The sequence below is a fragment of the Streptantibioticus ferralitis genome (assembly GCF_029223525.1).
Taxonomy (GTDB): domain Bacteria; phylum Actinomycetota; class Actinomycetes; order Streptomycetales; family Streptomycetaceae; genus Streptantibioticus_A; species Streptantibioticus_A ferralitis.
The window spans coordinates 127,591-141,056 of sequence record NZ_JARHTQ010000003.1 but is presented as its reverse complement, the minus strand read 5'-3'; the positions used below and the strand labels follow the sequence as shown (position 1 = coordinate 141,056).

The following is a 13,466-nucleotide window of genomic DNA, read 5'->3' as shown; positions in this document are numbered from 1 at the left end:
GTCAAATAGCTTGCGAAGGAGGCTTGACCTGCCCGATACCCATCAGCCGATCACGGGTGAGCACGATCCCCGCGATGGTCATCGACAGACAGGAGAAGAACGCCGAGCCGAGCAGCACGATGCCGCCCACGCCGAGCAGCCGCAGCGGATTCCAGGTCAGCGCGACACCGAGCAGCGCGGCGATCACGACCACGACGATCGCCTGGATCAGCGACTTGACTCCCGCCGCGAAGGCCTTCCCCGTTACCAGCGCGGTCCGTGGTGTGGGCGTGACCAGCAGCTTGGTGAGGATGCCGGAGTCCCGCTCCCAGATGATCATGATCCCGTAGAAGATCGCGATGAACATCGCGGACTGGGCGATGAGGCCCGGCGCCAGATAGTCGAGATACGGAATGCCACCGGTGGGGATCGCCCGAATCCGGGTGAAGGTCTCTCCGTAGATCAACAGCCACAGCGCGGGCTGGACGGCGCGGGTGTAGAGCTCGGTGCGGTCGTGCCGGAGCTTCTGCAGCTCCACCACGCACATGGCGAGGACACGGGCGGGCACCACCCGCCAGCCGGTACGGGCCCGCGGCGGGACCAGCAGCAGGTCAAGGCCCCGATCGGCCGCCGGGCCGGGCTCGACCGGATCAGCCGACGCGGGATGCGGTGCGGCGGGTACGGCGGACATCGCGGAACTCTCCTCCCTGGGCGTCCAGCCCGCTGCCGGCGACATCGCGGAAGACGTCCTCCAACGTGGGCTTCGCTCCGTCACCGCGCCGGTCACGGAGATCGGCCTTGAGCGCCTCGGGGGTGCCGAGTGCGCGGATCCGGCCGCGGTGCATCAGCGCGACGCGGCCGCAGTACTGATCGGCCTCGTCCATGTAGTGCGTGGTCACCAGCACCGTCATGCCGGTCGCGGCGCGGACCGCGTTGATGTGGTCCCACACGCTGGTACGGGCGATCGGGTCGAGGCCGATGGTCGGCTCGTCGAGCATCAGCAGCCGGGGCGCGCTGACCAGTGCCTGGGCGAGTTCCAGGCGGCGCACCATGCCGCCGGAGTACGTACTCGCCATCCGGTCGGCGGCCTCGGTGAGATCGACCGCCTCCAGCGCCTGCGCCACCCGGTCCGCCCGCTCGCGGCGGGCGACGTCGAAAACCCGGGCGAACAGCGCCACGTTCTCCCGCCCGGTCAGCGCAGCGTCCGCGGACAGCTGCTGCGGTACGTAGCCGAGGAGGCGGCGCACCGCCATCCGCTCCCTGGCCGCGTCATGGCCGAGGACCCGCACCATGCCCGCGGGCACCGGCAGCAGGGTGGTGATACAGCGGATCGCGGTGGTCTTGCCCGCGCCGTTGGGTCCGAGCAGGCCGAAGACCTCACCGGCGGTCACCGAGAGATCGAGGCCGTCAACCGCTCTCGTCTCCCCGAAGGAGTAGGCGAGCCCGTTGCACACCAGGGCTGCCCCGCCCTCGGCTATCGGCCCGTCGTCGCTCATCGCCCCACCACCTCCTCGTGCAGGCCCTCGGCGAGCCTGCGCAACGCCGGAATGGCGGCGGTCACCGCCGCACGGTCCTCCTCGGAGAGCCGCTCCATCTGCTGCCGTACCAGCGCGGTGCGCTGCTCCGCCCAGTCCCGTAGCCGCGCCTCCGCGTCCGGGGTGGGGAGCAGCCGGGTGGAACGACGATCGACCGGATCGGTCTCACGGTGCAACAACCCGGCTTTGACCAGTTGGTTGACCAGGGTGGAGACCGAATTGCCCGCCAGATAGAGCTCCTTGGCCGCCGCCGAGACCCGGATCCCCGGATTGGCGACCACCAGCCGCAGCAGCTCGATCTGCGCTCCGCGCAGCCGGGGGACGGACATACCGGCACGCAACCTGCGCCGGATCAGCCGTTGGATGCCGGTGAGGACATCAGCGAGTGCGTCGGGAAGTTCCGCTGCCGCCATACCATAGTCTTAGCTCTCCGTACGAACTATCTGCCAGGGCGCGAAGCCGCAGCCACTACGGGCCCGGGCGCACCTCCCGCGCCTCCAGCCGCGCCCCGCGCGCTCTCGGTGTCACCCCGAGCGCCACGGTGAGCGCCGCGGTGAGCTCCCCCACCACTCCGGCGGGCAGCACCAGCACCAGCACGGCCGCGACCGGCAACACCGACTGCGGCCGACTGCCCGCTCATCGTCGCGGCTCCTGCTCGGTTGTCATGACCTCAGTCGTCATGGCCTCAGTCGTCATGGCTGACGCTTTCGGCCAACCGCGCCCGGCGCAGGAGAACGGCACGCCGGGCCGAGGTCCACGCCAGGGCCGACACATGGTCGAATGTCGAACGGGCCGTCAACTACGGCCCGCCGCAAGGGGATACCGAAAGGACATCATCTGATGCACGTCGGAATCGCGCTGCCGCAGAACGGAAGACATGCCCAGGAGGCGTCCGCGATCGCGGGCTTCGCCCGGGAGGCCGAGCGACTCGGGGCGGCGAGCCTGTGGGTCGGGGACCGACTGCTGGCGCCGGTGAGACCCACCGTCGGCTACATGGGCACGGACACCATTCCGGAGGAATTCCGCGCCGTACTCGACCCGTTCGCGCTGTTGACCGCCGCTGCCGCGGTCACCGAGAGCATCCTGGTCGGCAGCAGCGTCATCAACATCACCCAGTACTCCCCCGCCGTGCTGGCCCGCCAGCTCACCACCATCGACCAGCTCAGTGGCGGCCGTCTCATCCCGGGCTTCGGCATCGGCTGGTCCCCGGAGGAGTACGCGGCCGCGGGCATCCCGTTCGCGTCGCGCGGGGCGCGGCTCGATGAGAGCCTGGACGTCCTGGAGCGGTGGTGGAGCGAGAGCCCGGTCGAGTACCAGGGCAAGTTCTGGCAGGTGCCCGCTTCGTACGTGGACGTCAAGCCGGTGCAGCGGCCCCGGCCACCGATCCACCTCGGGGCGATCGGCCCCACGGCGCTACGTCGCGTAGGCCGTCGGGCCGATGGCTGGCTGCCCGCGGTGCTGCTCTCCGACCGAGTGGACCCGGAACCGCTGATCCAGGCCCGAGCCGTCATCGACCAGGCGGCGCGGGACACTGGACGCGACCCGTCCGCCATCGGTTCGGTGCCGCGGCTCATCGCGACCCGGCCGTTGTCGGCGGCCGATCTCGCGACCGCGCTGCGCACGCTGCGCGACCGGGCGGGCATTGAGCACGCCTTCCTGCACTTTCCAGCGGCCGATGGCCCGCAGCAGACGCTGGACACGACGGGCGAGGTCCTGGAGCTGCTGAAGGCGGGCTGACCGGCTCGTCAGGCAAGGCCGCGCAGCATCAACCGCCAGTACAGCAGCGGCAGTCCGTACCGCTTGACGTACCACATGTCCCGCCGTTCGCGTGTGGTGTCGATCAGCGGGATGGACGGCGTATGCCGCATGGTGTAGTCGAACTCGGCGAGCAGCATGCGGTCCCGGGCGGTGGTGATCGGGCAGGACGCGTAACCGTCATAGCGGGCGGCGGGCTCGCGTCCTGCCATGGTCGCCAGGAGGTTCGCCACCACGACCGGGGCCTGCTTGCGGACCGCCGCGCCGGTCTTGGAGTTGGGGGTCGAGCCCGCGTCGCCCAACGCGAAGACGTCCGGATACCTCTCATGGCGCAGGGTGTGCTTGTCGACCTGGACATAGCCGTTGGGGTTGCCGGGGTCGGCGAGCGGACCGCTCGCGATCCAATTCGGCGCGGACTGCGGGGGCACGGTGTGCAGCAGGTCGTAGCCGATCGACTCACTCGACCCGTCGGCGTTGTTGACGATGACGGCCTTGCGGGAGTCGGCGTCGACCTGGGTCAGCTCACTGTTCAGCCGGACCTCGATGCCGTAGCGGGCGGCCACCCGCGCCAACTCGGCGGAGAAGGCGGGCAGTCCGAACATCGCCGGGGTCGGCAGCACCAGCACCACCCGGATGTCCTTCAGCACCCCTTGGCGGCGCCAGTGGTCGGCGGCCAGATACGCGATCTTCTGCGGTGCGCCGGCGCACTTGATCGGCCCGGACGGCATGGTGAACACCGCCGTGCCCTTGCGCAGCCCGCGTATCAACTGCCAGGTCTTCGGTGCCAGTTCGGGCAGGTAGTTGGATGACGCGTGCGGGGAGCGTACGGCGTCGGCCATCCCCGGGACCTTGTGCCAGTCGAGCTGGATGCCGGGGCAGACCACGAGATGGTCGTAGCCGAGCCGCGCGCCGTCCGATGTGGTCACGACGTGCGCGGCCGGATCGATCTCCGCCGCACGGCCCTTGACCCACCGTGTCCCGCGCGGCATGACGGACGCCTCGCTGCGGGCGCTCTCCCCGAGTGGTGCGCAGCCGCCGCCGACGAGCGTCCACAGCGGCTGGTAGTAGTGGGTGTCGCTGGGTTCGAGCACCGTGACTCCGGTGGTGCGGGCGCGGTGCAGGCGGGCGGCGACGGTGATGCCCGCGGTGCCACCGCCGATGATGAGGATCCTGGAGTGCTGCGACATGGCGTCCTCCCTCAGGCCTGCGGGTTCATGGCGGTGGCGGCGTTGCCGAAGTCGTCGTCGATGAGCACGACATCGCGTCCGGCCCGCTCCAGCAGCGCGGCGGCGACGCTGGCCCGGAAGCCGGTGCCGCAGTGGATCCACAGCTTGCGCTCCGGCAGCTCGCCCAGCCGGTCCAGGAGCTGGTGCAGCGGAATGTGCAGCGAGCCGGGTATGGCCCCGGTGGCCCGCTCGTCGTTCCGGCGTACGTCGAGGATCACTCCGTCCGCCATCGTGGGGAGGTCGGCGAAGCCCACCCGGGGGTAGGAGCACTCGCCCGCCACCGGACCGACCGCCGCCCCCGCGGGCCGGTCGATGCCGATGCGCACCAACTGCCGCTGAGCCTGCGCCACTTGCTCCGCCGTCTCGCCGATGAGGGTGACCGGGCTGCCCCAGGGCAGCAGCCACCCCAGATAGGTGGCGAACTGCCTGCCCAGTTCGATGCCGACCGTCCCGGCCAGGTGCCCGGCCGCGTAGGCGGTGCGGTCCCGCAGGTCCACCACCCACTCCCCGGCCGCGATCCGGGACTTCAGCGCGATCGCGTCCACGGGCTCGGGAGGCGTGAGGTCGGCGGCCGACGGCCCCTGGCGGTTGAGCGGCGCCATGTGCGCGTAGTAGGCCGGATAGGCGGTGAGTTGCGCGATCAGTCGTGCGGTGAAGGTGTCCTCGTCGGGCTCGGTGAGCGCGTCGTTGCGTATTCGCTCATCGCCGATGGTGGCTGCCGAACCGCCCGCCGTGGAGTTGGAGGAGCAGAAGCTGCCGAAGCCGTGGGTGGGGAAGACGGCCGCCTCGTCGGGGAGTTCGGCGGCCAGCCGCCGGGCCGAACGGTACTGCGCCCGGGTCAGCTCCTCCGTACGGTCGGGGTGCACCAGGTCGGTCCTTCCCACGGTCCCGTACAGCAGCGATCCACCGGTGAACACCGCGGGCGGCCCGTCCCCGTCGGAGATGACGTACGACAGATGGCTGTCGGTGTGACCGGGGGTCGCGACGACCTCGACGGACAGGCTGCCCACGGCGAGCCGGTCGCCGTCCTCCACCGGGTAGCGGTCGAAGGAGACCGACTCGGCGGCGGAGAGAACGTACGGCACCCCGTTGCGCCGGGCGAGCTCGTATCCACCGGTCACGTAGTCGTTGTGGACGTGCGTCTCCACGACCAGCCCACAGGACAGACCGGCCGCCGCCAGCACCGCCTCGACCCGGTCCAGATCGCGCTGCGGATCGATCACGACCGCGACCTGGCCATCGTGCGCGACATAGCTGCGATTGCCCAGCTCCGACGTGTCGATGACCTCAACCTCAACCATTGACCCACCCCTTTCGCCAATGAACGAATGTACGTACATTAGGTCGGTGCGATCGAGTAGAGCAACCAAACCGGACCGTTCCAGTCCATTTCCACTATGGGCCCAGATCCGCGATGATCTGCGGTCGAGGGTGGAGTCCGGCGAGTTCGGCACCGCCTTCCCGGGGGAGCTCGCCCTCGTCGAGGAGTACGGCGTCAGCCGCCACACGGTCCGCGAGGCTCTGCGCCAGCTACGCGCCGAAGGTCTGGTGATCGCCGAGCGCGGCCGTCCGCCGCGACTCGCCGTTCCCGCCGAGATAGAGCAGCCGCTGGGCGCGCTCTACAGCCTGTTCGCCTCGGTCGAGGCGGCAGGCCGGGTGCAGCGCAGCGTGGTGCGGGTACTGGACATCCGCGCCGACGGGGTCTTCGCCGCCCGCCTCGGCCTGGAGGAGTCTGCTCCGCTACTGCACCTGGAACGCCTTCGGCTGGCCGACGACGAACCACTGGCCGTCGACCGGGTATGGCTGCCCGCCGAGTTGGCCGCCCCGCTGCGGGAGGCGGACTTCACCCACACCTCCCTCTACGACGAGTTGGCGGCGCGCACCGGCGTACGGCTGACCGGCGGCCGGGAGGTGCTGCGGGCGGTGGTGCCCACACCTGCGGAGCGCCGACTGCTGGGCATCGACGAGGGCGTTGCCGCCTTCGCCGTCGACCGCCTCGGCTGCGCGGGCGACCGTCCGGTCGAGTGGCGTTACACGCTGGTGCGCGGCGACCGCTTCACCGCCCGCGCCGAGTTCTCGGCGAAGGGCTACCGGCTGGACCTGGCGGGGGCGGGGACCTTCGCCCTGACGAAGTGACGGGCTTGGGGGGTTGGCGTGTTCGAGACGCTGCGGGAAGTGGATCCGCTGGAGGCGCGGGGGCTGGTCAGCTCCGGCGTGGCGGTGCTGCTGGACGTACGGGAAGCCGACGAATGGGAGGCCGGGCACGCACCGGAGGCGATCCACGTACCGCTGTCCACGGCTGATGAACGCCTCAGGGAACTGACCGCGAAGCTGACCGACGACCAACTGCTGGTCGTCGTCTGCCGATCAGGACGCAGGTCCGCGCTCGCGGTCGGCCGGCTGCGGGCGGCGGGCAGGGCGGCCTACAACCTGCGCGGCGGCATGCAGGCCTGGTCGCTCGCCGGGCTCCCGGTGTGCCGTCCCGGCGGGCGGCCGGGAACCGTCATATGACCCTGCTCGGCATGGCTCTGGGCGGTCTGATCGGCTTGTGCCTGGGCGCACTTGGCGGTGGCGGCTCGATCCTGACGGTCCCGGTACTGGTCTACGCGCTCGGCCAGAGCGCACAGTCGGCCACCACGGGCGGCCTGGTCGTCGTCGGCCTGACCGCGGTGTGCAGCACCTGGAGCCACGCCCGCGCGGGCAACGTCCGCTGGGGGGCCGGTGCCGCCTTCGGTGCGTCGGGCATAGCGGCCTCGTACGGGGGCACGGCGCTGAACAGGTTGGTGAACCCGACCGTGTTGATGCTGTGCTTCGCCGCGTTGATGGTGGTCTCGGCGGTGGCGATGTTCCGACGCGGCCGCACCAGCGCACCGGTCCCGGAGCGCACGCGGAAGACGCCTGTGGCGCGAATCCTCGCCTCCGGCCTGGCCGTTGGCTTCCTCACCGGCTTCCTCGGCGTGGGCGGCGGCTTCGTCATCGTCCCTGCGCTGGTGGGCGCCCTGGGCTACGAGATGCCGGTGGCCGTCGGGACGTCGCTTCTGGTCATCGCGATCAACTCGGCGGTGGCGCTGGCCGCGAGGGCCGGCGAGGAAACGCTCCACTGGGCGGTCATCGCCCCTTTGACCGCCGCCGCCGTCATTGGCTCGCTCCTCGGCCGCCGCGCCTCGGCCCGCGTCCCGTCCGCGACCTTGACCCGCGCGTTCGCCACCTTGACGGTGGCGGTGGCGGGGTATCTGGCGGTCCGCTGCGCAGTGGGCTAGTCGCGGTTGTTCAACACCGCAGACTACAAGCGTCCCTCCGTCAGGAACCTTTCCAGCCGCGCCGCGTACGGCGCGACGTCGATGCGTTGGGAGGCAAGCCATTCCTGCGAGTAGTACTTGTCGAGATAACGCTCACCCGGATCACACAGCAGCGTGACCACGCTGCCCCGCTCGCCGTGGGCGAGCATCTCCGCGATGATCCGGAACGCGGCCCAGGTGCCGGTGCCGGTGGACGCGCCGGTCTTGCGGCCGAGCAGGCGTTCCAGGGTGTGGATGGTGGCGATGGCGGCGGCATCGGGGACCCGCATCATGCGGTCCACGGCGCCGGGGATGAAGCTGGGCTCGACGCGCTGGCGGCCGATGCCTTCGATGCGGGAGCCGTGGTCGGTGGTGACCGAGTCGTCGCCGGTGCGCCAGCCTTCGAAGAACGCGGAGTTCTCCGGGTCGGCCACGCAGACGCCGGTGTCGCGCTGGGTGTAGTGGATGTACCGGGCGATGGTCGCGGATGTGCCGCCGGTGCCCGCCGTGGCGACGATCCAGGACGGTTCGGGGTGCCGTTCCGCGGACATCTGGCGGAAGATCGACTCGGCGATGTTGTTGTTGCCGCGCCAGTCGGTGGCCCGTTCCGCGTAGGTGAACTGGTCCATGTAGTGGCCGCCGGTCTCGTCGGCGAGCCGGGCGGCGGCCTCGTAGACCTCGCAGGGGTTGTCGACCAGGTGGCAGCTGCCGCCCTGGAACTCGATCAGGTCGATCTTGGCGCGACTGGTGGACGCGGCCATGACCGCGATGAACGGCACTCCGATCAGCTTCGCGAAGTACGCCTCGGAGACCGCCGTGGAACCGCTGGACGCCTCGATCACCGGGCGTCCCGGGCGGATCCACCCGTTGCACAGGCCGTAGAGGAAGAGGGACCGGGCCAGTCGGTGCTTCAGGCTGCCGGTGGGGTGGGTGGACTCGTCCTTCAGATAGAGGTCGATGCCCCATTCCACAGGCAGCGGCACCGACAGCAGATGGGTGTCGGCGGAGCGGTTGGCGTCGGCCTGGACCTTGCCGACGGCCTCCCTGAGCCAGCCGCGGTAGGCCGGGTCGTGTCGGTTGACGTCCAGCTCGATGGACTCGGGCGGTGCGGTCATGGCGTCGGTCATGCTGCCTGTATAGCCGCACCGCCCACTCAAACCGTCACTTGGGGTGACTGCCCGGTTCTGCTTTGAGCCGACCTCAGCGGCGGTACGCGGCGTGGATCTGCTGCCACGACTTCGGCTGGTGCCCGACCACGGCCGACGCACGCAGCCCGGCCCTGGCCGCCGCGGCCGCGGCCGGGCGCTCCGGGGTGAACAGCCAGGTCTGGAACAGCCGGGCCAGCGGCTTGCCGGAGATCTTCTCCGCGAGGCCCTGGAAGTCCGCGAAGTCGCCGTTTCCATAGGCGTGTTCCTTGGTCCACGCCTTGAGGAGCTGGAAGAACGCCTTGTCGCCGACGGTCGTGCGCAGCGCCTGGATCGCGGCGGCGCCTCGGTCGTAGACCGCGTCGTCGAACTGGTGGGCCGCACCCGGGTCGCCCGGCTTGACCTTCCAGAACGGGTCGTTCGCCGGGTGCTGGGCGTAGACGTAGTCGGCGAGCTGCTGGGTGGTGCCCTCGCCCTGGTAGTCCGACCAGAGCCACTGGGCGTAGGTGGCGAAGCCCTCGTTCAGCCAGATGTCCCGCCAGCGCTCAAGCGAGACGTCGTCACCGAACCACTGGTGGGCGAGTTCATGGACGACGACCGAGGCGTTGGAGCCGCGGGCGAACTGCGCCGGGCTGTAGAACGGCCGGGTCTGCGTCTCCAGCGCATAGTGGGTCTTGACGTTGGGGACGTAGCCGCCCAGCGCGTTGAACGGGTACTTGCCGAAGTACCCGCTCTCCCAGTCGATGATCTCCGCCGACCGCTCGACGCTGGCCCGGGCCGCCGCCGCGTTGTCGCCGAGGTCCTTGCTGTAGGCGTTGAAGACCGGGATGCCGTCGCCGGTCCTCCCGGTGGTGATGTCGAACCTGCCGACCGCGAGCGTGGCGAGGTAGGTGGCCTGCGGCCGGTCCTGTCGCCAGCTGTAGCGGGTGCCGTCCACGGTGTCCCGCTGGTCGGTCAGTACGCCGTTGCTGACCGCCTGGGTGCCCTTGGGCACCTCCACCGACACGTCGTAGGTGGCCTTGTCGAGCGGGTGGTCGTTGCTGGGGAACCACCACCACGCCGCCTCCGGCTCGTCCGCCGCGACCGCACCGTCCGGGGTGCGCAGCCAGCCGTTGATGCCGCTCACGACGACCTTGGAGGGTACGCCCGAGTAGCGCACGACGACCGTGGCGTCACTGCCCTTGGCCAACGGCGCGCTGGGGGTGATCTGCAGCTTGTGGGCCGCGGGGGTCTCGGTGAAGGCGGCCGGCCGCCCGTTGACCAGCACGCTGCTGACGTCGAGGGAGAAGTCGAGGTCGAAGCGGGACAGGTCCTGCGTGGCGGACGCCAGGATCGTCGCCGTGCCGCGCAGTTCGTCGGTCTTCGGCTGGTACTTCAACCGCAGGTCATAGTGCGAGACGCGGTATCCGCCGTTGCCGTACGTCGGGTAGTACGGGTCGCCGATGCTCGGGGCGCCGGGGGTTGGCGTTCCGGCTGCCGCCGGGATCGCCAGCAACAGCGTAAGGGCGGAAGCGGCGGCCATCGCGGTCGAGGCGACGGTTCTTTTGCGCGCGTTGTTGCGCAGCACTTGCCCTCCAACTGGTCGGGGAGAAGGAACAGTTGGCAGGCTATGCAGAACCTGTGAGCGGCGGCCAGCAATTCGGGCCCCGTCGTCACACAAGGTTCATGCGGCGCAACACATTCACGCCAATCGGCTGACCCCGCCGGGTGCTATGGGCTCAGGAGGTCTTCAGCGCGGCCTGCATCATCGACTTGGCGATGGGTCCGGCCAGCCCGTTGCCGCTGATCTCGGAGCGGACCGCGTCCGGGTCGTCGACCATGACAGCGACCGCGACCTGCTTGCCGGAACCGTCCTTGGCGTAGGAGACGAACCAGGCGTACGGGTTGTCGCCGTTGTCCACGCCGTGCTGGGCGGTGCCGGTCTTGCCGCCGACCTCGACGCCGGGGATCTGCGCGTTGGTGCCGGTGCCCTTCTGGATGACGGAGACCATCGCGTCCTGCAGCTGCTTGGCGGTGCTCTCGCTGATGGGCTGCGACTTGCGCTGCGGTTCGAAGGTCTGCAGCGGGTCGCCGCCGGAGTCGGTGACCTTGGAGACCATGTGCGGGGCCATCAGCTTGCCGCCGTTGGCGATGGCGGACACCACCATGGCCATCTGCAGCGGGGTGGCCCGGACGTCGAACTGGCCGATGCCGGTCTGCGCGAGCGAGGACTTCGGCATCTTCGTCGGGTAGACGCTCTGCGCGGCCCGTACCGGAATGTCCAGATTGCCACTGTCGAAGCCGAAGGCGTCGGCCATCGCCTTGACCTTGTCCTGGCCCAGGTCCACGGCCATCTTGGCGAACACCGTGTTGCAGGAGTATTCGAGGGCGGTGCGTATCGAGGCGTTCTCGCACGGCGCCGCAGGGTTCTCGTTGGTGAGCCGGCTCACCGTACCGGGCAGGGTGTACGGGTTGGGGCTGCTGGTCGACTGGTCGATCGACGAGTACAGGCCGTCCTGCAGGGCGGCGGCCGCGACGACCAGCTTGAAGGTGGAGCCGGGCGGATAGGTCTGGCGCAGTGCGCGGTTGTCCAACGGCCGGCTCTTGTCCTGGCTGTACTGCTGCCACGCCTGGCCGTCGGCCTTGGAGCCACCGGCGATCTTCGACGGGTCGTAGCTGGGGGTGCTGACCATGGCCAGGATGTTGCCGGTCTTCGGGTCGATGGCGACGGCCGCGCCGTTCTTGTTGCCGAGTCCCTTGTACGCGGTCTTCTGCACGGCCGGCTCGATCGTGGTGAGTACATCACCCGGCTTGCCGTGGCTGCCGATGACGACGTCGAGCAGGCTCTTGGTACGGGAGTCGGTGCCGTTGAGCACGCCCTGGTAGATGCCCTCAAGCTGGGTCGCGCCGTAGACCTGCGACATACGTCCGGTGACCGCCGAGTACAGCGGGCCGTCGGTGTAGGTGCGCTTGTACTTGAAGTCGCCGTTGGAGGTCTGGGCCGACCCCGTCACCGGTTGTCCGCCCACGATGATGTCGCCGAACGGGTTCGCGTACTGCGCGATCATGTTCCGCCGGTTGTACTTGTCGTCCGCGAGTGCCTGGCCATCGACCTCCTGCACCCACGTCACCCGCGCCAAGAGGGCGATGACCAGCAGGAAGCAGAAGACCGCTGTGCGCCTGATCGTCTTGTTCATCCCAGTCAACAACGCCCGTGGAGAGGTGGTTGGTTCCAACTCGGTGCGATCTCACAGGTTCGAACCCGATATGTTCTGAATGTGTGGACCAGAGGATTCCGGAAGGCGATCGACGCCCTGGGGGGCGTCATCTCCACCCATCAGGGCATGGCGATCCCTCTGACCGCGATCGCCGCGGTCGCCGCCGCCGATCTGCTCGCCGGACGCAACCACTTCCTGGCCCCGATGATGGTCATGGCGCCCGCGCTGGCCGTGGTCACCACCACCTGGAGGCGCACCCTGCTGATCGGGCTGCTCGGCGCCGCGGTCCAGGCCGCGCTGGTGCCGTACGACGGCGTGCTGAACACCCAGGACCGTCGGATCCTGGCCGGGATGGCCATCAGCTATCTCGCCGTGGTGCTGTTCAGCGCGTACGCGGCGTGGTGGCGTGAGGTCCGCACCGAGCAGTACCGCGCGGTGGTCACCGTCGCGGAGGCAGCCCAGCGAGCACTGCTGCGCCCACCGGGGCCCCGGGTCGGCAACGTCAGCCTGGCGGTGCGGTACGCCTCGGCCGCGGACGCGGCGCAGATCGGCGGCGATCTGTACGCGGTCCTGGACACCCCGCACGGGGTACGGGCGCTGGTCGGCGACGTACGCGGCAAGGGGCTTGAGGCGGTGCAGACCTCGGCCGTGGTGATGGGCGCGTTCCGGGAGGCCGCGTACGACGAGGGCGGCCTGGCCCGGGTGGCACAGCGGGTGGACGCCAGCGTGCGGCGGCACGTCCTGGACGGCGAGTTCACCACGGCACTGTTCCTGGAGTTCCCCACGGAGTTCCCGGCGGCACCGGCGCACCCCGCCCCGACCGTGACCGGGCGGCACGGTTCGGCCCTGCCCCTCGCACCCACCGCCCCCCGGGCGGACCGCTCCGGCGAGATCGCACTGCTGCACTACGGGCACGTACCGCCGCTTCGGGTTTCCCCGGACGGGCGGGTGACCTCGCTCGATCCGCCGGAGCCGTGGGTGCCGCTGGGGCTCACCGGCTTCGTCTCCGGCGCGCCGGAACCGTGGCGGGTGCCGCTCGGTCCGGACGAGGTGCTGGTGCTGTGCACCGACGGGGTCGTCGAGGCCCGCGATCCACGGCACGGCGGCTTCTACCCGCTCGCCGACCGGGTCGGCACGCTGGTGGCGGGTGCGGCGCGCGACCTGGAGGCGGCGGTCGGCCGCCTCTACGCCGATCTGCTCGGGCATGTCGGCGGCACCCTCGGCGATGACTCGGTCCTCCTGCTGCTGGCCCGCCCGCGATAGCTCCCCCGGCGCCGCGGGATCCCGCCGGGCAGGCGCGGCTACTATTCCGGCAGAAATCCGGCGCCCTCCAGGGCCGCGCGGCAAGCGG

13 protein-coding genes and 1 pseudogene are annotated in these 13,466 nt (G+C 70.2%); 5 read left to right on the top strand and 9 right to left on the bottom strand.

The features are described from left to right. Positions 1 to 28: 28 nt before the first annotated feature. The 4 genes and pseudogenes from P2L57_RS06300 to P2L57_RS06285 all read right to left on the bottom strand — a co-directional run. A pseudogene (locus P2L57_RS06300) lies at positions 29 to 670 on the bottom strand (ABC transporter permease); the annotation flags it as partial. After that, positions 630 to 1,475 carry an ATP-binding cassette domain-containing protein gene (locus P2L57_RS06295; protein WP_275809600.1) on the bottom strand — a complete coding sequence of 282 codons (846 nt, stop codon included), beginning with the start codon at positions 1,473 to 1,475 and terminating at the stop codon, positions 630 to 632. The pseudogene P2L57_RS06300 and the gene P2L57_RS06295, both read right to left, overlap by 41 nt. Beyond that, a complete protein-coding gene (locus P2L57_RS06290) occupies positions 1,472 to 1,927 on the bottom strand; it encodes a MarR family winged helix-turn-helix transcriptional regulator (protein ID WP_275809597.1) in 456 nt (151 codons plus the stop codon). Before P2L57_RS06290 ends, P2L57_RS06295 begins: the two co-directional genes overlap by 4 nt. A gap of 55 nt (positions 1,928 to 1,982) precedes the next feature. After that, positions 1,983 to 2,129 carry a hypothetical protein gene (locus tag P2L57_RS06285; protein ID WP_275809594.1) on the bottom strand — a complete coding sequence of 49 codons (147 nt, stop codon included), beginning with the start codon at positions 2,127 to 2,129 and terminating at the stop codon, positions 1,983 to 1,985. Between the two features lie 225 nt (positions 2,130 to 2,354). Here P2L57_RS06285 and P2L57_RS06280 point away from each other — a divergent pair, with 225 nt between their 5' ends. Beyond that, positions 2,355 to 3,251: a TIGR03619 family F420-dependent LLM class oxidoreductase gene (locus tag P2L57_RS06280; protein ID WP_275809591.1), complete on the top strand. Its 897-nt coding sequence runs from the start codon at positions 2,355 to 2,357 to the stop codon at positions 3,249 to 3,251. Positions 3,252 to 3,259: 8 nt separating this feature from the next. On the opposite strand, the gene P2L57_RS06275 is transcribed toward P2L57_RS06280, so the two are convergent. Next, positions 3,260 to 4,456, bottom strand: a complete 1,197-nt coding sequence (locus tag P2L57_RS06275; RefSeq protein WP_275809588.1) for an NAD(P)/FAD-dependent oxidoreductase — start codon at positions 4,454 to 4,456, stop codon at positions 3,260 to 3,262. A gap of 11 nt (positions 4,457 to 4,467) precedes the next feature. Continuing rightward, positions 4,468 to 5,796, bottom strand: a complete 1,329-nt coding sequence (locus tag P2L57_RS06270) for an MBL fold metallo-hydrolase (RefSeq protein ID WP_275809585.1) — start codon at positions 5,794 to 5,796, stop codon at positions 4,468 to 4,470. A 19-nt stretch (positions 5,797 to 5,815) separates the two neighbouring features. Between P2L57_RS06270 and P2L57_RS06265 the strand changes: the two genes are divergently transcribed. From P2L57_RS06265 to P2L57_RS06255, 3 genes are read left to right on the top strand one after another with little or no spacing between them, the layout of a single operon-like run. Then, complete coding sequence (locus tag P2L57_RS06265) at positions 5,816 to 6,631, top strand: GntR family transcriptional regulator (protein ID WP_275809582.1); 816 nt, start codon at positions 5,816 to 5,818, stop codon at positions 6,629 to 6,631. An 18-nt stretch (positions 6,632 to 6,649) separates the two neighbouring features. Next, positions 6,650 to 7,006 (top strand): rhodanese-like domain-containing protein, encoded by a 357-nt coding sequence (locus P2L57_RS06260; RefSeq protein WP_275809579.1) that lies wholly within the window; start codon positions 6,650 to 6,652, stop codon positions 7,004 to 7,006. Then, on the top strand, positions 7,003 to 7,755 hold the full coding sequence (locus P2L57_RS06255) for a sulfite exporter TauE/SafE family protein (protein ID WP_275809576.1): 753 nt from the start codon (positions 7,003 to 7,005) through the stop codon (positions 7,753 to 7,755). The genes P2L57_RS06260 and P2L57_RS06255 overlap by 4 nt, the downstream gene beginning before the upstream one ends. Positions 7,756 to 7,778: 23 nt before the next feature. On the opposite strand, the gene P2L57_RS06250 is transcribed toward P2L57_RS06255, so the two are convergent. The 3 genes from P2L57_RS06250 to P2L57_RS06240 form a co-directional block, all read right to left on the bottom strand. Beyond that, complete coding sequence (locus P2L57_RS06250; RefSeq protein ID WP_372515622.1) at positions 7,779 to 8,900, bottom strand: PLP-dependent cysteine synthase family protein; 1,122 nt, start codon at positions 8,898 to 8,900, stop codon at positions 7,779 to 7,781. Between the two features lie 73 nt (positions 8,901 to 8,973). Beyond that, a complete protein-coding gene (locus P2L57_RS06245; protein ID WP_275810124.1) occupies positions 8,974 to 10,440 on the bottom strand; it encodes a M1 family metallopeptidase in 1,467 nt (488 codons plus the stop codon). 196 nt (positions 10,441 to 10,636) lie between these two features. After that, positions 10,637 to 12,094: a peptidoglycan D,D-transpeptidase FtsI family protein gene (locus P2L57_RS06240; protein WP_275809573.1), complete on the bottom strand. Its 1,458-nt coding sequence runs from the start codon at positions 12,092 to 12,094 to the stop codon at positions 10,637 to 10,639. Between the two features lie 147 nt (positions 12,095 to 12,241). On the opposite strand from P2L57_RS06240, the gene P2L57_RS06235 reads away from it, so the two are divergent. After that, entirely contained in the window at positions 12,242 to 13,378 is a 1,137-nt protein-coding gene (locus P2L57_RS06235) for a PP2C family protein-serine/threonine phosphatase (protein WP_275809570.1), read from the top strand. Positions 13,379 to 13,466: the final 88 nt, after the last annotated feature.